Source organism: Brenneria roseae subsp. americana (assembly GCF_003115815.1).
Taxonomy (GTDB): Bacteria; Pseudomonadota; Gammaproteobacteria; order Enterobacterales; family Enterobacteriaceae; genus Brenneria; species Brenneria roseae.
Map to the genome: position 1 here is coordinate 22,936 of NZ_QDKJ01000020.1, position 22,995 is coordinate 45,930.

Genomic DNA, 22,995 nt, shown 5'->3' on the forward strand with positions numbered 1-22,995 from the left:
ATGAAAATACATGGAGTTCAACCATGCGACAGGTAAAAATTGGTCTGGCACTCGGTTCTGGAGCTGCCAAGGGATGGGCCCACATTGGTGTCATTAATGCGCTTACCGAACTGGGTGTCCGGGTTGATATCGTGGCAGGCTGTTCTGTCGGCGCCCTGGTAGGGGCCGCGTATGCCACGCATAATCTGGCGGTGATGGAACGCTGGGTGTCGGGGTTTGGCTACTGGGATGTCATTCGATTAATGGATCTCTCCTGGCAACGTGGCGGGTTATTACGCGGCGATCGGGTATTTAACAATGTAAAGCACTTGTTACGTACGCAGCAGATTGAAGAGTGTGCTATTAAATTTGGTGCGGTAACAACCAATCTGAGCACTGGGCGCGAACTCTGGTTAACGGAAGGGGACTTGCACCAGTCGATTCGGGCATCTTGCAGTATGCCGGGCTTATTGTCTCCCGTTTGGTTTAATGGCTACTGGCTGGTGGATGGCGCAGTCGTGAACCCCATTCCTGTTTCTCTGGCTCGCGCGATGGGGGCCGATGTGGTCATTGCGGTGGATCTGCAGCAGGATGCCAGTCTTAATCATCAAGATCTGTTATCGGTCAAGCCAATGACAGCAGAAGATGATGCTGACATTGAGCCAAATGACTGGCGCAGTAAAATCCGTGAACGGTTATTACGAGGGCGACGTCATCGCACGAAGGTTTCGCCAACCGCGATGGACATCATGAGCACATCGATCCAGATTCTGGAAAACAGACTGAAGATGACGCGAATGGCTGGTGATCCTCCAGATGTGCTGCTGCGACCTTACTGCCCACAGATTGCCACGCTGGATTTTCATCGGGCGCAGGAAGCGATAGACGCCGGTCGTCAGGCGGTGGAGAAGAAACGTGATGAATTGTTGCCTCTGGTTAATCAATCGCACTGAAACCCTGTACAGGCTGCGTCAATCATTTAAGCGATGGCAATAAGCAAATCTGAATATGAAGCGTTTGAAGCAAGAGGTAACGGATGGAACAACCATTAGCGGGTAAACATGTTTTGATCATTGAGGATGAAGCCGTTTTCCGCTCCGTGCTTTCCGGTTATCTGACTGCGCTTGGTGCCTCGGTGTCAGAGGCTGTCCACGGACTGGAAGCATTAAGTGTTTTGGAACATCACCGACCTGACCTGATAATTTGCGATCTGGAAATGCCGATGATGGGAGGAATTGAATTTCTTGAGCATATGCGCTTGAAGGACAACACGACGCCGATATTGATAATATCGGCCACCAGCCAGATGGCGGATGTCGCGAAAGTACTACGCCTTGGGGTTCAGGATGTACTGCTCAAACCGATTCGTGATTATGCCCGCTTGCGTGAGGTTGTGATGTCCTGTCTGTATCCGGACATGTTTACGTCCCCGGTAAACGAGCTTGAACAATTAATGGAGGATATGGACTCTCTGAATCAATCCCCTGATGCTGTTGCAAAGCTGCTGGCGCAGTTACAACCTCCGGTTCAACAGACGCTTGCACATTGTCGTATCAATTATCGCCAATTGACGGTTGCCGAACAGCCGGGTCTGGTTTTGGATATTGCTGCATTCTCGGAAGAGGATCTGGCTTTTTACTGTCTGGATGTCACTCAGGCAGTAAATAATAACGGAACGTTAGCAGCATTATTACTTCGAACATTGTTTAATGGCCTGCTTCAGGACCATTTAGCTAATCAGCAGCATCGCTTGCCGTATTTGCCTACATTATTAAAACAAGTAAATCAGTTGTTACGGCAAGCAAGTTTGGAAGGGCGCTTCCCATTGCTGGTGGGTTATTATCATCGTGAATTAAAACGGTTGATCCTCATATCCGCCGGTTTGAATGCCACATTAAATGTCGATGGCAATCAGATTTTCCTGAATAGTGGTGTTCCGTTAGGCACGCTTGATGTCGCGTACCTCAATCAGTTAAATCACAATTGCGATGCCTGGCAATGTCAGATATGGGGTGGCGGTGGACGCTTACGACTCATGCTGTCTACAGAATAATCCGATAGATATGCAGGTCACTCTCTCCAGACAATGTTAGCCTTCCGTTATTATTTTTTATTTTCTACTATAAGCATAGTGATCTTATTTTTTATTGAGTTATAACGTCGGGCAAGCGCTACCGCGTTAAACTGGTTATACTCATCCAGTTTTTAGACCGGACAAATAAAGTTCATTATTTGAACAATATATAAGAGGTTGTTTATGTCGATTGTTAATAAGAAAGTAAAAAAAGCGGTAATCCCGGTTGCGGGGTTAGGAACGCGCATGCTACCAGCGACTAAAGCGATTCCTAAGGAAATGCTGCCTTTGGTGGATAAACCGTTAATTCAATATGTGGTTAATGAGTGTATTGCTGCTGGAATCAATGAAATCATTTTGGTTACTCATTCTTCTAAAAATTCGATTGAAAACCACTTTGATACCAGCTTTGAACTGGAAGCCATGTTGGAAAAACGCGTTAAGCGTCAGTTACTCCAGGAAGTTCAATCTATTTGTCCTAAACACGTTACCATTATGCAGGTTCGTCAAGGTTTGGCGAAGGGATTAGGACACGCTGTCCTGTGCGCGCATCCATTAGTTGGGGATGAACCGGTCGCCGTTATTTTGCCTGATGTGATTATTGATGAATATGCGTCCGATCTGAAGAAAGATAACCTGAGTGAAATGTTGCAGCGTTTTTCAGAAACCGGCCATAGCCAGATTATGGTAGAGCCAGTTGAAAACGTTAGCAGTTACGGTGTTGTTGATTGTAAAGGCGTGGAATTAAAAGCGGGTGATAGCGCACCGATGGTCGGCGTAGTTGAAAAGCCGAAAGCCTCAGAAGCGCCGTCTAATTTAGCTGTTGTTGGTCGTTATGTTCTTTCTGCGGATATTTGGTCTCTGTTGGAGAAGACGCCTCCCGGCGCCGGTAATGAAATTCAGCTAACCGATGCTATTGCCATGCTGATGGAAAAAGAAACAGTAGAAGCGTACCACCTTAAAGGCATAAGCCATGACTGTGGTAACAAACTAGGGTATATGCAGGCATTCGTAGAGTACGGGATGCGCAATGAGAGCCTGGGTAGCGAGTTTACTCAGTGGTTGCAGGAGACGATTGACGCCGAAGAGAAATAATACCAGATAACGCTTGCTCTCTGTTTTATTCCACAAGATGGAGAGCATAAATTTTCCTCTATATCCCTCCGATTTTTTGACAAAAAAATACCCTCAGTAAAAACCAAGGGTATCTGCGTTTTTTATTTTAAAGCTGGATTAAAGCAGGAAATCGTCTAAGGATTTGCCTTGTTCTTCGATAGCTTTTTTGATTACTGCCGGTGTACGGCCCTGGCCGGTCCAGGTTTTTACTTCGCCGTTTTCATCGGTATATTGATATTTTGCCGGGCGGGCAGCACGTTTGCTTTTCCCGGCAACTTTTACAGAACCGAGAGATTGTAATAATTCGTTGGGATCAATACCGTCGGCAATCAACATATCGCGATATTGTTGTAATTTACGTGCACGTTCTTCAACTTCTGCTTGAACCTGGCTTTCTTCTTCGCGCCGCTCATTAACTACGACTTCCAGTTTCTCCAGCATTTCCTCCAAAGTATCCAGGCTGCATTCTCTAGCCTGGGCACGCAGAGTACGGATGTTGTTTAGAATCTTTAGTGCTTCGCTCATTGTGATAATCTCAAATTTATATTATTGGTGTCGTGTAGTGTGATAATAGAGTGCTATTTTCTTTTCTGCAATAGTCAAATTTGTAAGTTTGTTAAAAATTACCAATTTTAAAACGGATATCACACACGATGCGGCTTGAATATAAAATACGTCAGTCACGATAAGAAATACATTTTTTTCGTCATTTTTTCAGCAACAAATGTGTACGGATAGGTTATTGAGCCATGCAATGTTGTTATAAGGAATCTTTATCTTTCAATAGTTATCAATAGTTGCGGCTCGATCGGGGGGAGAATGTAATAGTGCATTGCATCGCCCAAAGGCAGGTTGTTACAATAAAGTTTAACCGGTATAAGACATGATATAACCTATCTTTGGGAGGGCCTCCTGATATGGCTCAACTTTATTTTTATTATTCAGCAATGAATGCAGGGAAATCCACAGCGCTATTGCAATCTTCATATAACTATCAGGAACGCGGCATGCGGACGCTGGTGTTCACTGCGGAAATAGATAGCCGGCATGGTGTTGGGGTAGTGAGTTCACGTATCGGTCTTTCTTCTCCTGCTTTATTGTTTAATCCGCAGACGCCTTTATTTAGCCTGCTGGCGAAAGAACATCGGGCTCAGCCTATTCACTGCGTATTAATTGATGAATGTCAGTTTTTGACCCGAGAACAAGTGAGCGAGCTTTCTGACGTGGTGGATCAATTAGATATCCCGGTATTGTGTTATGGCTTACGTACGGATTTTCGTGGCGAATTGTTCTCGGGAAGCCATTATTTATTAGCCTGGGCCGATAAATTGATTGAACTCAAAACGGTTTGTCACTGCGGGCGTAAAGCGAACCGGGTATTGCGTCTGGATTCTCAGGGTAATCCGCTGCGTGAAGGCGAACAGGTCGTGATTGGTGGTAATGAAAGCTATGTTTCCGTCTGTAGAAAACATCATAAAATCGCACTGGGAATGAACAGAATTGAAAGCGAATAAGGTTAATACATGATTGGGGAGCGGATTTCATCAATTTGTCGTTATTGCTGAAGCGCCTCATTTTAATAAGGCAGCCTTGTACCTGAATATGGCTTTCTCTCTTGGGGCAGGCGATAAAACGTCTTGAAGCGTGCGGGGATGCGTTATTTGAGCGTTTAACCGACAGAGGGAATGGAACCGGGCACCTGCGGGGATGATACCTGCGCAGAATCGATTTTGTAAGGCGATGGCGGGTTCACGCCGTCGCTGTGAAATTAGCTCGTATTCTTGAGGCGTGCGCTCATGAGCATAGCGATGCCGATATAACGTTTGTATTTTAACTGTCTGGAACAACGGTAACGGCGTGAATACGGCGATATTGGCGTCAGCAAGAAAAATGCCCTGCATGAGCAGGGCATTTGCGATAAACCGGAGCCAACAGCCTCATTTGAGGCTGTTGAACATGTCATGAATCAACTGGTGACTTTCTTCGGGTGTTTCACGGTTTTTGCCGCGGGGGCAGCAGCAGCGGCTTCAACCTCGTTTTTCGCCACATCTTCAGAGAATTTACGACCATAGTAGGTATCCATCAGAATCTGCTTCAATTCAGAAATAAGCGGATAGCGAGGGTTAGCCCCAGTACACTGGTCGTCGAATGCATCTTCAGACAGTTTATCCACTTTCGCCAGGAAATCAGCTTCCTGCACGCCAGCTTCACGAATTGACGTTGGAATGCCCAGTTCGGTCTTCATTTCTTCCAGCCAGTTAAGCAGCTTCTCAATTTTCTGCGCGGTGCGATCGCTCGGTGCGGTCAGACGCAGATGATCAGCGATTTCAGCATAACGACGGCGGGCCTGAGGACGGTCATACTGGCTGAACGTTGTTTGCTTGGTCGGGTTATCATTCGCGTTATAGCGGATAACGTTGCAGATCAACATCGCATTCGCCAGTCCGTGCGGAATGTGGAACTCGGAACCCAGCTTGTGCGCTATCGAGTGACAAACACCGAGGAAGGCGTTGGCAAAAGCGATACCGGCAATGGTCGCTGCGTTATGGACACGCTCGCGGGCCACTGGATTTTTTGCGCCGTCGCGATAGCTGGCCGGCAGATATTCTTTCAGCAGTTTCAGCGCTTGCAACGCCTGACCGTCGGAATATTCATTCGCCAGTACGGAGACATAGGCTTCCAGTGAGTGAGTAACGGCGTCCAGACCACCAAACGCACACAGTGATTTCGGCATATTCATCACCAGATTGGCGTCGACAATGGCCATATCAGGCGTTAATGCATAGTCAGCCAATGGATATTTCTGCCCGGTGGCATCATCGGTCACAACGGCAAACGGGGTAACTTCGGAGCCCGTACCGGACGTGGTAGTGATAGCGATCATCTTCGCTTTCACACCCATTTTCGGGAACTTGTAGATGCGTTTGCGGATATCCATAAAGCGCAGTGCCAGTTCTTCAAAATGGGTCGTGGGGTGTTCATACATTACCCACATGATTTTTGCCGCATCCATCGGGGAACCACCACCGAGCGCAATGATGACATCCGGTTTAAAGGAGTTCATTTGCTCTGCGCCTTTACGCACAATGCTCAGCGTCGGATCGGCTTCGACTTCAAAGAAGACTTCAGTTTCCAGACCCTGCTGTTTCAGTACGGTGGCTACCTGGTCGACATAGCCGTTATTGAACAGGAAGCGGTCAGTAACAATGAACGCGCGTTTAGCGCCGTCGGATGCGACTTCTTCAAGTGCGATAGGCAATGAGCCGCGACGGAAATAAATAGATTTAGGAAGTTTATGCCACAACATATTTTCAGCTCGCTTGGCTACCGTTTTCTTGTTGATCAAGTGTTTCGGACCGACGTTTTCCGAGATGGAGTTACCACCCCAGGAACCACAACCCAGCGTCAGGGAAGGGGCGAGTTTGAAGTTATACAGATCGCCGATACCACCTTGAGACGCGGGGGTATTGATCAGTATACGGGCGGTTTTCATCATGTTGCCGAAGTAATTGACACGTTCTGGCTGGTTATCCTGGTCGGTGTACAGACAGGAGGTGTGACCGATCCCGCCCATGGCGACCAGTTTTTCTGCTTTTAGCACCGCATCGTTAAAATCGGTGGCACGATACATGGCAAGCGTAGGCGACAGTTTTTCGTGGGCAAACGGTTCGGATTCATCAACAATGGTAACCTCGCCAATCAGTACTTTCGTGTTGGCTGGTACGGAAATGCCCGCCATTTCTGCGATTTTCGGTGCAGGCTGCCCCACAATATCTGCATTGAGCGCCCCGTTTTTCAACAGAATAGCCTGAACAGCATGAAGCTCTTTGCCTTTCAGCATGTAACCGCCATGTGAAGCGAAACGTTCACGGACCGCATCATAGGCGCTATCAACGACAATAACGGATTGCTCTGACGCACAAATCACGCCGTTATCAAACGTTTTTGACATCAGAATAGAGGCAACCGCACGTTTGATATCGGCCGTTTCATCGATGACCACGGGCGTATTACCTGCGCCCACGCCGATTGCCGGCTTACCGGAACTGTAGGCCGCTTTCACCATACCGGGGCCGCCGGTCGCCAGAATCAGGTTGATATCCGGGTGGTGCATTAATTGGTTGGACAGTTCGACGGACGGTTGATCAATCCAACCGATAATGTCTTTGGGCGCGCCGGCAGCAATGGCGGCTTGCAGGACGATATCCGCCGCTTTATTGGTGGCGTTTTTTGCCCGGGGATGCGGAGAAAAGATAATTCCGTTACGGGTTTTCAGGCTGATCAGCGCTTTGAAAATAGCGGTGGAGGTTGGGTTGGTGGTTGGCACAATACCGCAGATCAGGCCAATCGGCTCAGCAATGGTAATGGTGCCAAAGGTGTCATCGGTCGAGAGAACGCCGCACGTTTTCTCGTCCTGGTATGCGTTATAAATATATTCGGAAGCAAAATGGTTTTTGATCACTTTGTCTTCAACAATTCCCATGCCGGATTCGGCAACGGCCATCTTTGCCAACGGGATTCGCGCATCAGAAGCAGCGAGCGCGGCAGCACGGAAAATCTTATCAACTTGCTCCTGCGTATAGTTGGCAAACTCCTGTTGTGCCTTTTTTACTCTCTCCACCAGTGTGTTAAGTTCAGCAACATTGGTTACGGCCATAATGTTCTCCTGATAATGTTAAACTCTTTCAGTCAATCGTCTGCTAAATAAAAAGTATAGATAAATGTGCTGATAACGCGTCTTTCCAACGAAACGCAAAGCTTGATTTACCGATCTATACCGCATGGATTGACTCAAAGAGCTTGTTTATCTCCGTAGTTCACTATCCGGTTTTTAAAATACTGTAACCGTCAATAAGGCGTGTTTTTAAAACATTGTTTTTAAAAACACCATAAATAAAGAGGAATCACTCGTTCAACCGAGTATGAAAAGAGCATACCTATTTATAGATGACATTTTTGTGATCTCCATCTATATTTTGGCATGCTGACACCATTCAGCAACCCAGGTATTGACAATAATTATCAACAATTCATCTCAACGCAATCCTGCCTAGGGTTTGATGCTTTCCTGTTCCATTTCCTTTGTATAAACATTTCTTATATCTCAAGTTTAACATTTTGATCTGTTTATTATCGTTCAATCGTGATCGCGATCCTTTTACGATGCGGTAAATGAGGTGTATTTTGTTAAATTTGTAACAAATAAGGATAAGGGGAGGTTACGGGCATAAGCATGTGCCGGTATGCTTTCCTCGCCATGTCAGGATTTGAACAGATCTTTTTGTATCAATAGGTTAATTGGCTATTGGCTTTAAAAATCATGCATTGTTTTAAATGACATTATTTATCAAGTGGTTAATGGTTTTTTCTTTCTAATGTTATTTAACGATTGTTTTGACTGTTATAAAGAAAGCTCAGCAACATGAATTTAAAAATATTGGCGGATGTGTTCTCTTTTGATAGCTTCGCTCTGGCGTTGCCATTCTGCAACAATTGATAAGTTAATTTTATCTATTTTATTGAGTAAATGGAGGAACGCGCCCGAGAGCCTTTTGTTATTCACGCACGACAAGTCAGTTAAACCAACGTCAGGAAGGTCTCAATCGCGATTTTGCTGAGGCGTTGATGGATATTCAGTCCGGTGTGTTTTTTGCTAATTAGTGCATAAAAATAGTGTACAAAGACAGGAGTGTTAAAAAGTGGGAAACAACAAAGCGAATAATATCAAAACAAATAAATGTTTTTTTGTCAGCATGATTGCCATGTTGGTTGCGGCTTCATTTTCTACTGCCTGGGCCGCAGATGTGCCAACGGGGGTTCAACTGGCGGAAAAACAGGAGCTGGTGCGTAATAACGGCGCGGAAGTGTCTTCGTTGGATCCGCATAAAATAGAAGGCGTGCCGGAGTCGAATGTGTCGCGCGATCTGCTTGAAGGGTTAGTGATTTCGGATGCGAACGGCAAAGTGATTCCCGGCGTGGCCGAAAGTTGGGACAACAACGATTTTAAAGTGTGGACTTTCCATCTGCGCAAAGATGCACGCTGGTCAAACGGTGACCCTGTCACGGCACAGGATTTCGTTTATAGCTGGCAACGGCTGGCCGATCCTAAAACGGCATCGCCTTATGCCAGCTATCTGCAATATGGGCATTTGGCTAATATTGATGACATCATTGCCGGCAAGAAAACAGCAGATACCCTTGGTGTGAAAGCGTTGGACGATCATACGCTGGAAGTAACGCTGTCCGAAGCGGTGCCTTATTTCTATAAACTGCCGGTTTATCCGGCCATGTCGCCCGTAAATAAAGCGACGGTTGAAAAATTTGGCGAAAAATGGACCCAACCGCAGAATTGGGTAGGAAACGGCGCTTATAAACTGAAAGCGTGGGTCGTGAATGAAAAAATCGTATTGGAACGCAACCCGCAATATTGGGATAACGCCCACACGGTGATCAATCAGGTCACCTATTTGCCGATTGCTTCTGAAGTGACCGATGTTAACCGCTATCGCAGCGGTGAAATCGATATAACCTATAACTATTTGCCGATTGAACTCTTCCAGAAGTTGAAAAAAGAGATTCCTCAGGAAGTGAGGGCCGATCCTTATTTGTGTACTTATTACTACGAAATCAACAACCAGAAAGCACCGTTTAACGATGTTCGGGTCAGAGAAGCGCTGCGCTTGGGGCTGAGCCAGGATATGTTAACCAACAAGGTGAAGAATCAGGGGGATACGCCAGCTTATGGGTTTGTGCCTCCCTACATTGACGGGCTGAAAGCCGACGTGCCGGCGTGGTTTACCTGGTCACAGGAAAAACGTAATGAAGAAGCGAAAAAACTATTGGTGGAAGCGGGGTATACCGCAGAAAAACCGCTGACGCTGAATCTGTTGTATAACACGTCTGATTTGCATAAAAAGATGGCTATCGCGGCGGCTTCCATGTGGAATAAAAATATTGGTGTTACGGTCAAACTGGACAATCAGGAGTGGAAAACATTCCTCAGTTCCCGCCATCAAGGTTCATATGACATCGCGCGTGCGGGATGGTGTGCTGACTATAATGAGCCGTCTACCTTCCTGAATGTCATGGTGTCAGGCAGCAGTAATAACACTTCGCATTATAAGAACAGCGAGTTTGATGCGCTGGTGGCGAAATCCCTACAGGTGCAATCGGAAGAAGAGCGCGCTGTGATTTATCAGCAGGCAGAGACCTTATTGGATAAAGACGCGGTTATTGTTCCCGTCTATTACTACGCCAATGTCCGGTTGGTAAAACCGTATGTCGGCGGATTAACCGGTAAAGACCCGCTGGATAACGTTTACGTCAAAGACCTTTATATTATCAAGCATTAAATAAAATAGGCGGCATGAAGACATTCATGCCGCCCGCTTTTAATTTGAGACTAAAAACTGAGCGCTGGCGGCAAGTGCGTGCTGGTAAACACGATGTTTGAGTATGCTCCGGCAAGCAAATAACGTGTCAGCGACAACGTCTATTTTCCGGTCATAGCAGCAGGTTTTATAGGTATGGGCAATGCTAAAATTTATATTTCGCCGTTGTCTGGAAGCCATTCCGACACTGTTTATTCTTATTACAATCTCGTTTTTTATGATGCGTCTGGCTCCCGGCAGTCCCTTTACGGGGGAACGCAATCTGCCGCCTGAAGTGATGGCGAATATCGAAGCTAAATATCATCTGAACGATCCTATTCTGAAGCAGTACGGCAATTATTTATTGCAGCTGATTCAGGGAGACTTTGGGCCTTCTTTTAAATACAAAGATTATTCTGTGAATGATTTGGTGGCGTCGTCATTTCCTGTTTCAGCCAAGCTGGGCGCCGCGGCGTTCTTACTGGCCGTGATATTAGGGGTAACCGCCGGGGTGGTGGCGGCGTTGAAACAAAATAGTAAATGGGACTATACGGTTATGGGGTTTGCCATGACCGGCGTGGTTATTCCCAGCTTTGTCGTTGCGCCTTTACTGGTACTGATCTTTGCGATCACGCTGCGTTGGTTGCCAGGCGGCGGCTGGAACGGCGGTGAAGCCCGATACATGATTTTGCCGATGGTGGCGTTATCGCTCTCTTATATTGCGAGTATTGCTCGTATTACCCGAGGTTCGATGATTGAAATTCTCCATTCCAATTTTATTCGTACGGCACGTGCTAAAGGATTGCCTCTGCGCCGCATTATTTTTCGTCATGCGCTGAAACCGGCGATGTTGCCGGTCCTTTCTTATATGGGGCCCGCGTTCGTCGGTATTATTACGGGTTCAATGGTCATTGAAACTATTTTTGGCTTACCGGGAATCGGTCAATTGTTTGTGAATGGCGCACTGAATCGAGACTATTCACTGGTGCTCAGCCTGACGATTCTGGTCGGCGGATTAACCATTTTATTCAATGCGATAATTGACGTGTTATACGCGGTTATCGATCCCAAAATCCGCTACTGAGTTGGGGGCGCTATGCTTTGGAATCGAAAAGATATTGAGGCATTGGAAAATTTCAATGAGCAGATGGAGATTGAGGGGCGCAGTCTTTGGCAGGATGCGCGCTTGCGCTTTATCAATAATCGGGCTGCGTTGACCAGTCTGCTGGTGCTGGGGTTAATTACGCTGTTTGTGATTGTTGCTCCGCTTTTGTCCCCTTTTAATTATGCGGATACGGACTGGGGCATGATGTCTTCCGCTCCCGATATGACTTCCGGACACTATTTCGGCACCGACTCTTCCGGTCGCGATCTGCTGGTGCGAGTGGCGATTGGTGGTCGTGTTTCGCTGATGGTGGGCGTCGCGGCCGCGTTGGTGGCGGTCGTCGTCGGCACGCTATATGGCGCGCTGTCTGGCTATCTGGGTGGAAAAGTTGATTCTGTCATGATGCGCCTGCTGGAAATTCTCAATTCATTTCCGTTCATGTTCTTCGTCATCCTGCTGGTGACCTTTTTCGGACAGAATATGTTGTTGATCTTCGTCGCGATTGGCATGGTTTCCTGGTTAGACATGGCGCGTATTGTGCGTGGTCAGACATTGAGCCTGAAACGTAAAGAATTCATTGAGGCGGCGATAGTATCCGGTGTTTCGACTCGTGGCATTGTGCTGCGCCATATTGTACCAAACGTATTGGGCGTGGTGGTGGTGTATGCGTCATTGCTGGTTCCCAGCATGATCCTGTTTGAATCTTTTCTGAGTTTTCTGGGATTAGGCACACAGGAACCTTTGAGCAGCTGGGGCGCATTGTTAAATGATGGCGCCAATTCGATGGAAGTCTCTTCCTGGCTGCTATTTTATCCTGCCGCATTTCTGGTGGTCACGCTGTTTTGTTTTAATTTTATCGGCGATGGCCTGCGTGATGCCCTCGATCCGAAAGATCGCTGAGGAGTGGTTTCATGAATAGGATTAATGTATCCCGTGAGAATGAGGCGCTCCTCCGCGTTCAGGATTTACGAGTGACGTTTCATACCCAGGATGGCGAAGTCACCGCGGTAAACGATCTGACGTTCATGTTGAATGCCGGAGAAACGCTGGGGATCGTTGGTGAATCGGGATCGGGTAAGTCGCAAACCGCATTCGCGTTGATGGGACTGTTAGCCAGGAATGGTCATATTACCGGTTCCGCGCTTTTTCGCGGCAAAGAGATATTAAATCTGCCGGAACATCAGTTGAATAAATTGCGCGCTGAAGAGATCGCCATGATCTTTCAGGACCCAATGACGTCTCTGAATCCTTATATGCGGGTAGGGGAGCAACTGATGGAAGTCCTGATGCTTCACAAGCAACTTGGTAAAAGCGAGGCCTTTGAAGAGTCGGTCAGAATGCTGGATGCCGTAAAAATGCCGGAAGCGCGCAAGCGCATGAAAATGTATCCCCATGAATTTTCAGGTGGGATGCGTCAGCGTGTCATGATAGCTATGGCGCTGCTATGCCGGCCTAAACTGTTGATCGCCGATGAACCGACAACGGCGCTGGATGTGACGGTTCAGGCGCAAATCATGACGTTGCTTGGTGAATTGAAGCGCGAATTTAATACCGCCATTATCATGATTACGCACGATCTGGGGGTGGTGGCCGGAATCTGTGACAAGGTGCTGGTCATGTATGCGGGGCGCACGATGGAATACGGCTCGGCGCGTGAAGTATTTTATCATCCCAGTCATCCTTATTCCGTCGGATTATTGAACGCGGTTCCCCGTCTGGATGCTGAAGAGGAAACGCTGGCAACGATCCCCGGTAATCCCCCTAATTTGCTGCGCCTGCCGAAAGGTTGCCCGTTTCAGCCTCGTTGCCCTTATGCGATAGACATATGCCATCGCACGCCAGCGTTACAATCCTTCGATAATGGACGTTTACGCGCCTGCTTCAGAACGGTCGAGGAGGTGCTATGAACAGCGCATCGGGAAAAACGGTACTGCTGGAAGTCGCCGATCTGAAAGTGCATTTTAACGTCAGAGGTGAAAAGCAATGGTTTTGGCAGCCGCTGAAAACATTGAAAGCGGTGGATGGTGTCACGCTGCGTCTATATGAAGGCGAAACGCTGGGTGTTGTGGGCGAGTCTGGCTGTGGTAAATCTACCCTGGCCCGGGCAATTATTGGGTTGGTCAAGGCAACCAGCGGGAGAGTCACCTGGCTGGGGAGAGATTTGTTGGGGATGGATGAAAGGGAGTGGCGCAAAACGCGGAGCGATATCCAGATGATTTTTCAGGATCCGCTGGCCTCTCTGAATCCACGGATGACGATCGGTGAAATCATCTCCGAACCGCTGAAAACTTATCATCCTGAGCTTACGCGTCAGGCGGTAAAAGATCGTGTCAAAGCAATGATGTTGAAAGTCGGGTTATTGCCAAACCTGATTAACCGCTATCCCCATGAGTTTTCGGGGGGACAGTGTCAGCGTATCGGTATTGCTCGGGCGTTGATTCTGGAGCCGAAACTGATTATTTGCGATGAACCGGTTTCTGCGCTCGATGTTTCCATTCAGGCGCAGGTGGTGAACCTGCTGAGGCAGCTACAGCGTGAAATGCGGCTATCACTGATTTTTATTGCGCATGATTTATCGGTGGTAAAGCACATTTCCGATCGGGTATTGGTGATGTATTTGGGGCATGCGGTGGAACTGGGAACTTATGAGCAGGTTTACCATAATCCTCAACATCCTTATACGCGGGCACTGATGTCCGCTGTGCCGATCCCTGACCCGGATAAAGAAAAAAACAAGCAGATACAATTGCTGGAAGGGGAACTGCCTTCACCGATCAATCCGCCATCGGGGTGTGTATTCTGCACTCGCTGCCCGATCGTCGGACCGGAATGCTCCAAAACCAGACCTGTTCTGGAAGGCAATTTTTCTCACGCGGTATCCTGTCTGAAGGTGGACCCACAGGCACTGCCGGCAGAAGCGGAGCACTAAATGCCGGACGTCCCTTACGAGGGACAACAGATGTGGATAAACCTCTTTACGGAATCAGAACGGGGATAATGGGATAGAGAAGGGTAAAGCGTCCGCGCCGGGGATGGCGCGGTCCGGGTCATTCTTTCCACAGAATGTGGCAAAGTTTGTGGTCTTTTTCCCGGCAAATTAGCACGCGGGCGAAAATATCGGTGATTTCCCCGCCATCCTGTTCCGCGAGCCCGATGACCACCTCGGCAAAAAAATCAGGATTCAGATCGAATTCAACGTGTTCAGCCCAGTCTTCCGCCGGATCGAATAGCTCGGCCCCGCCACGTTCCTCGAATTGCAGGTTGAACAGCAGAATATCTGCCGGATCGAGATTATCTGCGGCGAGTTCCAGAAAAATGTCGTAAGCCTGTTCCAGCGCTTCGTCTTCGGTCAAGCGGTTATTCAAATCCATAAAAACTATTCCTGTTAATGCGCAATGGCGTTATTAAAACACGGTAAAAGCCGTATTTATAGCAACGGACTGAAAAAGTAAAACAACCGCTCAACAATTCGCTGCCAGTAAGGCCTTTTTTGCCATTGTTCCGTGTTCAGCAAGGCGGAACGAGCAATATAGTCTTCCTGTACACAGGCCAAATCACTGCCGAAACCCGCATCGTCAATGACCAACGTGATCTCAAAGTTCAACCACAGACTGCGCATGTCAAGATTCACGGTGCCGACCAGACTCAGTTGCCCATCGACCAGTACGCTCTTGGTATGCAACAGCCCGTCTTTAAACTGGTAAATTTTTACCCCGGCATCCAGCAGTTCGGTAAAGAAACCACGACAGGCCCAGCCAACCAGCACCGAGTCATTTTTGTAAGGAACAATGATGCTCACATCCACGCCGCGTTGAGCGGCGGTACAGATGGCGTGTAGCAGGTCATCACTGGGAACAAAGTAGGGCGTAGTCATGATCAACTGCTTGCGTGCAGAGTAGACGGAGGTTAATAACGCCTGATGAATCATTTCCTCCGGGTATCCCGGTCCGGAAGCGATCACCTGAATGGTGTGACCGCTCTCCTGCTCAAACGGCATCACGTTGACGTCGGGAGGGGGCGGTAAAAGGCGTTTCCCCGTTTCCATTTCCCAGTCACAGCAGTAGATAATACCCAGCGTCGTTGCTACCGGGCCTTCAATACGCGCCATCAGATCAATCCATTGCCCCACGCCGGCGTCCTGCTTAAAGATGCGCGGATCGACCATATTCATACTGCCGGTGTAGGCGATACGGTTATCAATCAGGACAATTTTGCGATGCTGACGTAAATCCATACGTCGCAGGAATGCACGGAATAAGTTGACCTTTAGTGCCTCGACCACGTCAATTCCGGCGGTGCGCATCAGTTCAGGATGTCGATTGCGGAAAAAGTGAACGCTGCCGGCCGAGTCGAGCAAGATACGGCAATGCACGCCGCGACGCGCCGCGGCAATCAGCGCGCTGGTAACCGGCTCCACCAATCCGCCGGGCTGCCAGATATAGAACACCATCTCAATATTGTTTTGGGCCAGATTGATATCACGCAGCAGAGCCTTGATAGTGTCATCAAAAGTGGTGAGCAACTGTAGCTGGTTTCCTTTGACGCCGCCCACCCCTTGACGTCGCTCGCACAGTTGAAATAACGAACTGGCGACTTCGCTGTTTTCCGTGGCAAAAATTCGCCGATATTCTTTAAGTTCACGTAACCATTGTGCCGTAGAAGGCCACATTTTGCTGGCGCGTTCTGCCCGACGCTTACCCAAATGCAGTTCACCGAAGGAAAGATAAGCAATAATACCGACAAGTGGCAGGATATAAATGACCAGCAACCAGGCCATGGCCGACGGTACCGTGCGACGTTTCATCAGAATACGCAGCGTGACACCTGCGATCAGCAACCAGTAACTGAAAACAAGCAACCAACTTATTACGGCATAGAATGTTGTCATAGAGGCGAAACAGATCCCTTCTGTAAAATATCAATAAAGAGTGTACGCATAGTTTTATAAAAGGGGAAATGCCTTTGGTCTGAATAAAATAGCGCAGTTGGCGGTTTTTCTGTTCAGGAAAATTTAAACATTGCTTGGATCGCGATATGAAGGATCTATAATGCCTGGCGTAAGTTGTCGATAAAAGAGTTACGCCCATGAAACGCAGTCGGAATGAAGTGAGCCGCTGGCGGATGTTACGTCAGGTCCAACGTCGAAGAAGTCGCTGGCTGGAAGCCCAATCCCGAACATACCGTCATATTCACTATGCACGCTATTTGCAACAAAAGCACCAGCGGCGGGCATTGTTATATGCGGTAACCTATGAATGGTAATTATCTGAAGAATCAAGACTGAAGCAGCATATGGTTTGATTTTACAGTGACGTCATTCGTGTTTTTCACGGAACGGGAGATCTCTTCGGAAATCTCTGTTCCGTGCATATCGTTTAACACCGGCTGCGGTCATCGCCTTGTCATCTCTCCGCGTAAATGCTTCCCGATATTCAGGATAACGCCGGTATCAATGCGCTATCGCTGGTATGGGAAGGCGCATCTTCATCTGAAGGTAGCTGAAACAGGGAAACGGTCTCATTGAGTTGTTCGGTTTGTGCCAGCAGCGAGGTGAAGGTTAATGCCGAGGCTTCAACCTGATCTGCATTCTGTCTCACGCTATCATTCAGCGTGCTGATACGATTGGTTACTTCGTGAATGCTCTGATTTTGTTGGTGCGATATTTCCGATATCTCGCTCAAGAACGTGCTGGTGCCTTTCGCCGCTTGAATGATTTCCTGTAGGCTGTCATTCAATTTTTTCACCAACAGCGTACCGGTTTCAACGCTGTGGTCTGAATCCCGGATTAGCGAGTTAATATTTTGCGCCGAATGGCTGCTTTGTGACGCCAGCGTCCCCACTTCCCGGGCGACGACCGAAAAACCGCGTCCCATTTCGCCAGCGTGAGCCGCTTCAATTGCCGCATTCAAAGACAGAATGTGCGTCTGGAAAGCAACGCTTTCAATCATACCGATCGCTTCCGTCATTTCCCGCGTTCTGCCGGTGATGTCCGACATGGCTGCTTTGACCTCATCCATCATTGTTTCGCCTTGAAGCGCAATATTGCTGGCGTCGGTAGCATGAAGACTGGCATGTTGAGTGTGCTCGGCGTTTTGTTCGAGATGCTGACTCAATTGTATAATATGTTCGGTGGTGGCTTTCAGCTCATGAGATTGCCGGATCGCCTGTTCGGAAAGCATCTGGTTATTCTGGGCGACCTTATCAACCTGATTCATCATATTGTCCACGCTCTGGCGGACACGATTGACCAGATCAACAAGTCCGTTTTGCATCTGGATCACGCTGTCATGCAACTGACTGACTTCCCGTGTGCCCGCTTTCTCCAGATGGAGGGACTGTGATAGATCGCCTGCCGCAATGCGTTGCAGATGTTGAATAATACTCGTCAGCGGGCGGATGATAATACGGCTGACGCCTAACCAGACGGCGATGGATACCGCCAGCAATATGCTCAGCACAATAATGAATATCAACTGAGCGCGATCGAGGGACTCGAGGAATTGCTGCCCGTGCTGTTTCTGTAGCGCATCGTTGCTTTGTAAATAGAGTGAATATTTCTGGGTAAAGTCGTTTTGATAGGCCTGAATGGGAATAGCAAAGAAAATATCAATATCGTTGGTGGTTTTTATGCCATGAGCCAGTTCAAGCAGCCCGTTATACAGTTGATTATAACTTTTTTTCAGATCATCAAATGTTTGTTCATCGGTAAGATCGGTCGGGGACTTTTCCAGTAACTGATAATTCACCTGCGCTTGCTTCAAAGAGTCTTCGGCTTCATCCATCAAACTATGCCAACTGCCTTCGGAACCGGTTTCCTTATCTACCAGCAGGTAAATGCCGGCGCGGTTCAGCTTATCACTGGCATTCATGATGGCCATTCTGGCTTTATCCATCAGCGCCTGCTGCTGGCGCAGGTTTTCATTGGCGGAAATGTCCCATCTTACCTGCGTCATGGTTTGAGAAATGATGCCTACCGACACCAACTGCAACAAAGAAAATAACCCGATGACAAGTAGTAAACCGGAAAGGATGCCCAACCGACGGTGGCGGTTTCTCATCAATATGCCAATACGTGAAGTAATAGACGTTAACATGTAGTCTGACTCTCATGCGCCATGAAGAGCCTTTAAACTATCATTGTCAAATGACTAAAATATTTCAGCGCCTTACGGAGAAGGCAAGAGGGCAAACTTAATCGAAAAACGCCATGGTCACCGCATGCTGTACAGACGGCGGCGACCATGATCGTCGCAGGCGCTAGAACACTTTCTTGAAAGGTTTAACCAGCACGTGGCGATAAACACCCGCAGTAATGTAAGGATCCGATTCTGCCCATGACCGGGCATCATCCAGAGAATCAAATTCTGCGATGACAACGGAACCTGTAAAACCGGCGTCGCCAGGCGTTTCACTGTCCACCGAAGGCGTCGGACCTGCGGTCAGCAACCTGCCTTGATCGTGCAACTGTTTCAGGCGGGCGAGATGATCCGGCCTTGCCGCCAGCCGTTTTTCCAGCGTATCGACATTATCTTCAGCATAAATAACATAGAGCATAAAAAACCCCTCACCAATAGCGTCACGCAATAAAAAGATAAATCATCATACGTGATGAAAATGTCAGGACAAGCATATCGTTATGTCGTCAGCGTCGAAGTGTTCGTTCAACCCCCTGTGTTTTTTTTAACAATTGCTCGGGTTGTTATTGAATATGATTGCTATTTGCATTTAAACTTGGGCGGCATAAGAGGATAAAGACATACGATGCCGCATACAAAGTTTCTCCTTACCCGCCGTTATTCATGGCCATTTATACTTTCAGTGGGCGTTCACGGCTCGCTGATTGCAGGCTTGCTGTACGCATCATTCAATAATGCTATTGAACTGCCTCAGGAATCTAAACCGATCAGTGTGGTGATGGTCAATCCTGCTGCATTTGAAGCGGCCCCAGCTGCGACATCAGCGCCGACCGAACCTGAGCCAGTAAAGCAGCCGGAACCAGAGCCGCTGCCCGAGCCCACGCCAGAACCGGAGCCGGAACCCATTCCAGAGCCGGAGATTACGCCAGAACCCTTGCCTGAACCGGTTCCCGTGCCTCTGCCGGAGCCTAAGCCTCAACCTCCTAAGCCCAAACCGAAGCCGAAACCGGTGAAAAAGGTCGAGGAACCGAAACCCGTTAAACGCCAACCCGCAGCTGAGAAACAGCCGCCGTCTCCGTTTACCAGCGAAACGACGACTCGTAGCGTCAACAATGCGCCTGTCCAGCAGGCGCCGGCACCTTCAGCGAATATGCAGTCGACCGGACCAAGACCGCTGAATCGCGCCCAGCCACAATACCCGGCACGTGCATTCGCGTTGCGGGTGGAAGGCCGGGTTAAAATGCAATTTGACGTCGATGGTTCAGGCCGGGTGGATAACGTTCGTGTGCTTTCTGCCCAGCCTCGCAATATGTTTGAACGGGATATCAAGCAGGCAATGCGGAAATGGCGCTATGAAGCCAATAAGCCCGGCAAAGATATGGTCGTCACGATCGTCTTTAAAATTGATGGTGGAGCGGCGGTAGAGTAACTACTCAGCTTTGTTGAGGTGCCAACAGCCTGTTAATAAACCAATGGGCTGTTGGCAACGTTCTGAAGATGAAATTGTCGGGGCTTTTGCTGTCAGCGATGGCGCTGAAGCGTCCTTTTACGCTTCGCCAGGATTAAAGTTGCTTTTGCCAACGGGAAGTTCGCGCGGACGTCCTTCTTCATCAACAGCCACATAGGTGAATAGCGCTTCCGTCGCCCGGTAGCGTTGACCAATGGGCTCCGATGACACTTTTTTCACCCAGACTTCGACATTGACATTAATGGAAGTGCGTCCGGTATGCAGGCAGCGAGCGTAGCAGCACACCACATCACCAACCGCGACCGGCTTTAAAAACGACATACCATCCACCCGGACGGTAACCACACGGCCTTCCGCAATTTCTTTCGCTAAAATGGCGCCACCGATGTCCATTTGCGACATCAACCAGCCGCCAAAAATATCCCCATTCGCATTGGTGTCTGCGGGCATCGCCAGTGTACGAAGTACCAGTTCGCCCTGAGGTAACACGTCTTGTTTGCTCATATGTTATCAATCAATTTGGTTGAATTTATAAAGTCATTGCGTGTTTATCAAACGGGCGCCATCTTTATCATTGCCATGACAAACGCATTGTTTTTCCTGCGCTTGAAGTCGACAGGGCCGGTTAATGCTTGCCTTCTTTTTCTTCTGACTTTTCCTCGTCACCGGGCAAGTGCCGGTAAATATAAATGCCGCAGAGTAACGTAAACAGCAGGGTAAATCCTGTCAGGCCAAAGACCTTAAAGTTAACCCACACACTTTGTGGCATCCAGAACGCAATATAAATGTTTAATAATCCACATACCAGAAAGAAACAGGCCCAGGATAGGTTAAGTTTTTCCCACACGGCTTCTGGCAGGGTTAGCTCTTTCCCCAGCATTTTCTGGATCAGCGTTTTCTTCATGACGAACTGGCTTACCAACAGGGCGATGGCAAACAAGGCATAAATAATGGTGACTTTCCATTTAATGAACTGATCGTTATGGAATACCAGGGTCAATGTCCCGAAAATGGCGACCATCACAAAGGTGATCAGCGTCATTTTTTCTATTTTACGATATGCAAACCAGGTTACGACCAGCGCAAGGGCCGTTGCCGCGATCAAGGCGCCTGAAGCGATATAGATGTCGTACAGTTTGTAAACAACAAAAAAAACGACCAGTGGAAGAAAATCAAGAAGTTGCTTCATTATGTCAATCCGTCACTCAATAATGTATTGGTGATGACCTGACGGCCATCTGATAACTAAGCCATTATCCTTTATTGTGATGCACTGTTCCCGAGATATCGTAATAATTTGCAGAAAATTACGATTGAGCATTTTGTCAGTAAGGGACATCAGGGGAAAAGCGTGCCGCAGAGTGCGCAGCACGCCGTAGCATCAGGAACGCAGTAGCATATAAAGACGGAACAGATAGATCAGCAGGACAGCAGAAACCAGATTGCTCAGTCCATTCAAGATCACCGCGGTCACCGTGGGAGAAAACATGGGCAGTTTGGTCACCAACAGCAAAATGGCAATTTTGGTCAATAACCACAGGATGACCGCCGGCGCCGTGATTTTAAAGTTGTTGTAGGCCAGTCCGGCGCTGATTTTAATTGAGCTGAATGCGCCTCGTTTCTCCGTTACGGCGATAACGGGCGACAAACTTAGCGCAATGGCCAGCAGAACGCCGGGAATGACTAAAAACAGCATGCCCAGTTGAATCAGCAGCGTGCAGAGGAGAATCAACAGGAACAAACGGGGCAGAACGGGAGCGGAAGCGCCAATGGCGCGCAGTGCGCTGGTAGGCGTTCCTGCGGATACCATCTGAATCAGCATCAGAATACCGCCAGTAAGCAGAGCGTTCCCGATAAGGGCTGAAAATGTGCCCGCCGCTGACATTTTGAGCAGTACAGTCTGCTGTTCCGGCGTCATTTGTTGGATCAAGTCCATCATCCCCAGTTCTACAGAGGAAGACAGATCGTTACCTGCGTTCTGCAATATCTGTAAATCTTCGCTGCCTGGGGACATGGCATGATTCATGATGACAGTAATGAACGCGGTCAGCAGAGCCATCAGTAAAATGCTGATGAACTGGTTGCGTGTAAAATTCATTGTGTCACGGTACAAAGTGTTAGCCGTGATAGGCATGCAAACTCCTTGAGGTAAAATGATCAATCAGACTCAGCCGCTGATTGTAACCTGTTACGCCAAACTGTGGCACCCCGTCCACTCTGTGACTGCCTCATTTATTGCCATTATCTTGCCTGAACAGCCAACGCTGTCGCCAATGGCGGCAATCCATAATGCGCCCGCGCCCGATCGCAAGCGTCATTGATCTGTCCGTTTTCCCCGGATTGCATGAACTCCCGGCAGGGGGAAGGACGATCGGCATAGATAGAACAACTGACGGATTCGCCAATTTTTCCCGCTAACGCCGCACAATACGGTTTTTTACTATTGGTTCCTTCCATGCAGCGCAGGAAGGGAGAAAGTGGTTCAGTGAGTAATGAGGGGACAGAGCCTCCGCCATCATCGGCTTCAGCCCAGTAAAAAGACACCCTGAAATAGGCGCAGCAGGCGCCACAACGCATACAGGTGTTGTCGTTCATTTGATTTTAACTACCGCCCTTAACCGGTATTGAATCATGTTGGTGAGAATAAAAATCTACCGCCTGAATTGGACAATTGGGAGTGTAATTTGCGAGAAGCGCATTTTATCCCTGCATAAACACCACCTCCTATGGAGGTGGTCAGCAACATG

At 48.3% G+C, this 22,995-nt stretch carries 21 protein-coding genes; 11 read left to right on the top strand and 10 right to left on the bottom strand.

Annotated features, from left to right (window positions below):
- The first annotated feature begins 23 nt into the window (after nucleotides 1–23).
- The 3 genes from rssA (at nucleotide 24) to galU (ending at nucleotide 3,148) form a co-directional block, all read left to right on the top strand.
- Nucleotides 24–932, top strand: a complete 909-nt coding sequence (gene rssA, locus B4923_RS19270; RefSeq protein ID WP_109491328.1) for a patatin-like phospholipase RssA — start codon at nucleotides 24–26, stop codon at nucleotides 930–932.
- A gap of 83 nt (nucleotides 933–1,015) precedes the next feature.
- Nucleotides 1,016–2,032: a two-component system response regulator RssB gene (rssB, locus tag B4923_RS19275; protein WP_109491329.1), complete on the top strand. Its 1,017-nt coding sequence runs from the start codon at nucleotides 1,016–1,018 to the stop codon at nucleotides 2,030–2,032.
- A 204-nt stretch (nucleotides 2,033–2,236) separates the two neighbouring features.
- Nucleotides 2,237–3,148, top strand: a complete 912-nt coding sequence (gene galU / locus B4923_RS19280) for a UTP--glucose-1-phosphate uridylyltransferase GalU (protein ID WP_109491330.1) — start codon at nucleotides 2,237–2,239, stop codon at nucleotides 3,146–3,148.
- Between the two features lie 138 nt (nucleotides 3,149–3,286).
- Here galU and hns read toward each other — a convergent pair whose 3' ends face one another.
- On the bottom strand, nucleotides 3,287–3,694 hold the full coding sequence (gene hns / locus B4923_RS19285; protein ID WP_009112886.1) for a histone-like nucleoid-structuring protein H-NS: 408 nt from the start codon (nucleotides 3,692–3,694) through the stop codon (nucleotides 3,287–3,289).
- Nucleotides 3,695–4,086: 392 nt separating this feature from the next.
- Here hns and B4923_RS19290 point away from each other — a divergent pair, with 392 nt between their 5' ends.
- Complete coding sequence (locus B4923_RS19290; RefSeq protein WP_109491331.1) at nucleotides 4,087–4,683, top strand: thymidine kinase; 597 nt, start codon at nucleotides 4,087–4,089, stop codon at nucleotides 4,681–4,683.
- Nucleotides 4,684–5,135: 452 nt separating this feature from the next.
- Here the strand turns inward: B4923_RS19290 and adhE are convergent, their stop codons facing one another.
- Entirely contained in the window at nucleotides 5,136–7,826 is a 2,691-nt protein-coding gene (gene adhE / locus B4923_RS19295) for a bifunctional acetaldehyde-CoA/alcohol dehydrogenase (RefSeq protein ID WP_109491332.1), read from the bottom strand.
- A gap of 1,066 nt (nucleotides 7,827–8,892) precedes the next feature.
- Here adhE and oppA point away from each other — a divergent pair.
- From oppA to oppF, 5 genes are all read left to right on the top strand, one after another.
- On the top strand, nucleotides 8,893–10,521 hold the full coding sequence (gene oppA, locus B4923_RS19300) for an oligopeptide ABC transporter substrate-binding protein OppA (RefSeq protein WP_425428659.1): 1,629 nt from the start codon (nucleotides 8,893–8,895) through the stop codon (nucleotides 10,519–10,521).
- A 181-nt stretch (nucleotides 10,522–10,702) separates the two neighbouring features.
- Entirely contained in the window at nucleotides 10,703–11,623 is a 921-nt protein-coding gene (oppB, locus tag B4923_RS19305; RefSeq protein ID WP_109491333.1) for an oligopeptide ABC transporter permease OppB, read from the top strand.
- Nucleotides 11,624–11,635: 12 nt separating this feature from the next.
- Nucleotides 11,636–12,544 carry an oligopeptide ABC transporter permease OppC gene (gene oppC / locus B4923_RS19310; RefSeq protein ID WP_109491334.1) on the top strand — a complete coding sequence of 303 codons (909 nt, stop codon included), beginning with the start codon at nucleotides 11,636–11,638 and terminating at the stop codon, nucleotides 12,542–12,544.
- 11 nt (nucleotides 12,545–12,555) lie between these two features.
- Nucleotides 12,556–13,551 (top strand): ABC transporter ATP-binding protein, encoded by a 996-nt coding sequence (oppD, locus tag B4923_RS19315; protein WP_109491335.1) that lies wholly within the window; start codon nucleotides 12,556–12,558, stop codon nucleotides 13,549–13,551.
- On the top strand, nucleotides 13,548–14,573 hold the full coding sequence (gene oppF, locus B4923_RS19320) for a murein tripeptide/oligopeptide ABC transporter ATP binding protein OppF (RefSeq protein ID WP_109491336.1): 1,026 nt from the start codon (nucleotides 13,548–13,550) through the stop codon (nucleotides 14,571–14,573). The genes oppD and oppF overlap by 4 nt, the downstream gene beginning before the upstream one ends.
- A 118-nt stretch (nucleotides 14,574–14,691) precedes the next feature.
- On the opposite strand, the gene B4923_RS19325 is transcribed toward oppF, so the two are convergent.
- Together B4923_RS19325 and cls are read right to left on the bottom strand one after the other, a co-directional pair.
- Nucleotides 14,692–15,015 carry an HI1450 family dsDNA-mimic protein gene (locus tag B4923_RS19325; protein ID WP_109491337.1) on the bottom strand — a complete coding sequence of 108 codons (324 nt, stop codon included), beginning with the start codon at nucleotides 15,013–15,015 and terminating at the stop codon, nucleotides 14,692–14,694.
- A 56-nt stretch (nucleotides 15,016–15,071) separates the two neighbouring features.
- Entirely contained in the window at nucleotides 15,072–16,532 is a 1,461-nt protein-coding gene (gene cls / locus B4923_RS19330) for a cardiolipin synthase (protein ID WP_109491338.1), read from the bottom strand.
- 197 nt (nucleotides 16,533–16,729) lie between these two features.
- On the opposite strand from cls, the gene B4923_RS20820 reads away from it, so the two are divergent.
- A complete protein-coding gene (locus B4923_RS20820; protein ID WP_136155978.1) occupies nucleotides 16,730–16,906 on the top strand; it encodes a YciY family protein in 177 nt (58 codons plus the stop codon).
- A 170-nt stretch (nucleotides 16,907–17,076) separates the two neighbouring features.
- Here the strand turns inward: B4923_RS20820 and B4923_RS19335 are convergent, their stop codons facing one another.
- Nucleotides 17,077–18,738, bottom strand: coding sequence for a methyl-accepting chemotaxis protein (locus B4923_RS19335; RefSeq protein WP_109491339.1), 1,662 nt, complete (start codon nucleotides 18,736–18,738; stop codon nucleotides 17,077–17,079).
- 163 nt (nucleotides 18,739–18,901) lie between these two features.
- Nucleotides 18,902–19,198 carry a YciI family protein gene (locus B4923_RS19340; RefSeq protein WP_109491340.1) on the bottom strand — a complete coding sequence of 99 codons (297 nt, stop codon included), beginning with the start codon at nucleotides 19,196–19,198 and terminating at the stop codon, nucleotides 18,902–18,904.
- Nucleotides 19,199–19,405: 207 nt separating this feature from the next.
- Between B4923_RS19340 and B4923_RS19345 the strand changes: the two genes are divergently transcribed.
- Nucleotides 19,406–20,209: an energy transducer TonB gene (locus B4923_RS19345; RefSeq protein ID WP_109491341.1), complete on the top strand. Its 804-nt coding sequence runs from the start codon at nucleotides 19,406–19,408 to the stop codon at nucleotides 20,207–20,209.
- 117 nt (nucleotides 20,210–20,326) lie between these two features.
- On the opposite strand, the gene yciA is transcribed toward B4923_RS19345, so the two are convergent.
- The 4 genes from yciA to B4923_RS19365 all read right to left on the bottom strand — a co-directional run bounded on the left by yciA (nucleotide 20,327) and on the right by B4923_RS19365 (nucleotide 22,843).
- Nucleotides 20,327–20,752, bottom strand: a complete 426-nt coding sequence (gene yciA, locus B4923_RS19350) for an acyl-CoA thioester hydrolase YciA (protein ID WP_109491342.1) — start codon at nucleotides 20,750–20,752, stop codon at nucleotides 20,327–20,329.
- Nucleotides 20,753–20,873: 121 nt separating this feature from the next.
- Nucleotides 20,874–21,437, bottom strand: coding sequence for a septation protein A (locus B4923_RS19355; RefSeq protein ID WP_109491343.1), 564 nt, complete (start codon nucleotides 21,435–21,437; stop codon nucleotides 20,874–20,876).
- Between the two features lie 192 nt (nucleotides 21,438–21,629).
- Nucleotides 21,630–22,382, bottom strand: a complete 753-nt coding sequence (locus B4923_RS19360; RefSeq protein WP_109491344.1) for a YciC family protein — start codon at nucleotides 22,380–22,382, stop codon at nucleotides 21,630–21,632.
- 107 nt (nucleotides 22,383–22,489) lie between these two features.
- Nucleotides 22,490–22,843 (bottom strand): YkgJ family cysteine cluster protein, encoded by a 354-nt coding sequence (locus tag B4923_RS19365; RefSeq protein WP_109491345.1) that lies wholly within the window; start codon nucleotides 22,841–22,843, stop codon nucleotides 22,490–22,492.
- Nucleotides 22,844–22,995 lie beyond the last annotated feature (152 nt).

Excerpts from the sequence above, each read along its gene's own strand:
- rssB (WP_109491329.1), top strand. The coding sequence starts at position 1,016 with ATGGAACAACCATTAGCGGGTAAACATGTTTTGATCATTGAGGATGAA.
- oppB (WP_109491333.1), top strand. The coding sequence starts at position 10,703 with ATGCTAAAATTTATATTTCGCCGTTGTCTGGAAGCCATTCCGACACTG.
- oppC (WP_109491334.1), top strand. The coding sequence starts at position 11,636 with ATGCTTTGGAATCGAAAAGATATTGAGGCATTGGAAAATTTCAATGAG.
- B4923_RS19340 (WP_109491340.1), bottom strand. The coding sequence starts at position 19,198 with ATGCTCTATGTTATTTATGCTGAAGATAATGTCGATACGCTGGAAAAA.
- oppF (WP_109491336.1), top strand. The coding sequence starts at position 13,548 with ATGAACAGCGCATCGGGAAAAACGGTACTGCTGGAAGTCGCCGATCTG.
- B4923_RS19365 (WP_109491345.1), bottom strand. The coding sequence starts at position 22,843 with ATGAACGACAACACCTGTATGCGTTGTGGCGCCTGCTGCGCCTATTTC.
- B4923_RS19290 (WP_109491331.1), top strand. The coding sequence starts at position 4,087 with ATGGCTCAACTTTATTTTTATTATTCAGCAATGAATGCAGGGAAATCC.
- oppD (WP_109491335.1), top strand. The coding sequence starts at position 12,556 with ATGAATAGGATTAATGTATCCCGTGAGAATGAGGCGCTCCTCCGCGTT.
- adhE (WP_109491332.1), bottom strand. The coding sequence starts at position 7,826 with ATGGCCGTAACCAATGTTGCTGAACTTAACACACTGGTGGAGAGAGTA.
- B4923_RS19335 (WP_109491339.1), bottom strand. The coding sequence starts at position 18,738 with ATGTTAACGTCTATTACTTCACGTATTGGCATATTGATGAGAAACCGC.
- yciA (WP_109491342.1), bottom strand. The coding sequence starts at position 20,752 with ATGAGCAAACAAGACGTGTTACCTCAGGGCGAACTGGTACTTCGTACA.
- cls (WP_109491338.1), bottom strand. The coding sequence starts at position 16,532 with ATGACAACATTCTATGCCGTAATAAGTTGGTTGCTTGTTTTCAGTTAC.
- galU (WP_109491330.1), top strand. The coding sequence starts at position 2,237 with ATGTCGATTGTTAATAAGAAAGTAAAAAAAGCGGTAATCCCGGTTGCG.
- B4923_RS20820 (WP_136155978.1), top strand. The coding sequence starts at position 16,730 with ATGAAACGCAGTCGGAATGAAGTGAGCCGCTGGCGGATGTTACGTCAG.
- B4923_RS19345 (WP_109491341.1), top strand. The coding sequence starts at position 19,406 with ATGCCGCATACAAAGTTTCTCCTTACCCGCCGTTATTCATGGCCATTT.
- hns (WP_009112886.1), bottom strand. The coding sequence starts at position 3,694 with ATGAGCGAAGCACTAAAGATTCTAAACAACATCCGTACTCTGCGTGCC.
- B4923_RS19325 (WP_109491337.1), bottom strand. The coding sequence starts at position 15,015 with ATGGATTTGAATAACCGCTTGACCGAAGACGAAGCGCTGGAACAGGCT.
- B4923_RS19355 (WP_109491343.1), bottom strand. The coding sequence starts at position 21,437 with ATGAAGCAACTTCTTGATTTTCTTCCACTGGTCGTTTTTTTTGTTGTT.
- B4923_RS19360 (WP_109491344.1), bottom strand. The coding sequence starts at position 22,382 with ATGCCTATCACGGCTAACACTTTGTACCGTGACACAATGAATTTTACA.
- rssA (WP_109491328.1), top strand. The coding sequence starts at position 24 with ATGCGACAGGTAAAAATTGGTCTGGCACTCGGTTCTGGAGCTGCCAAG.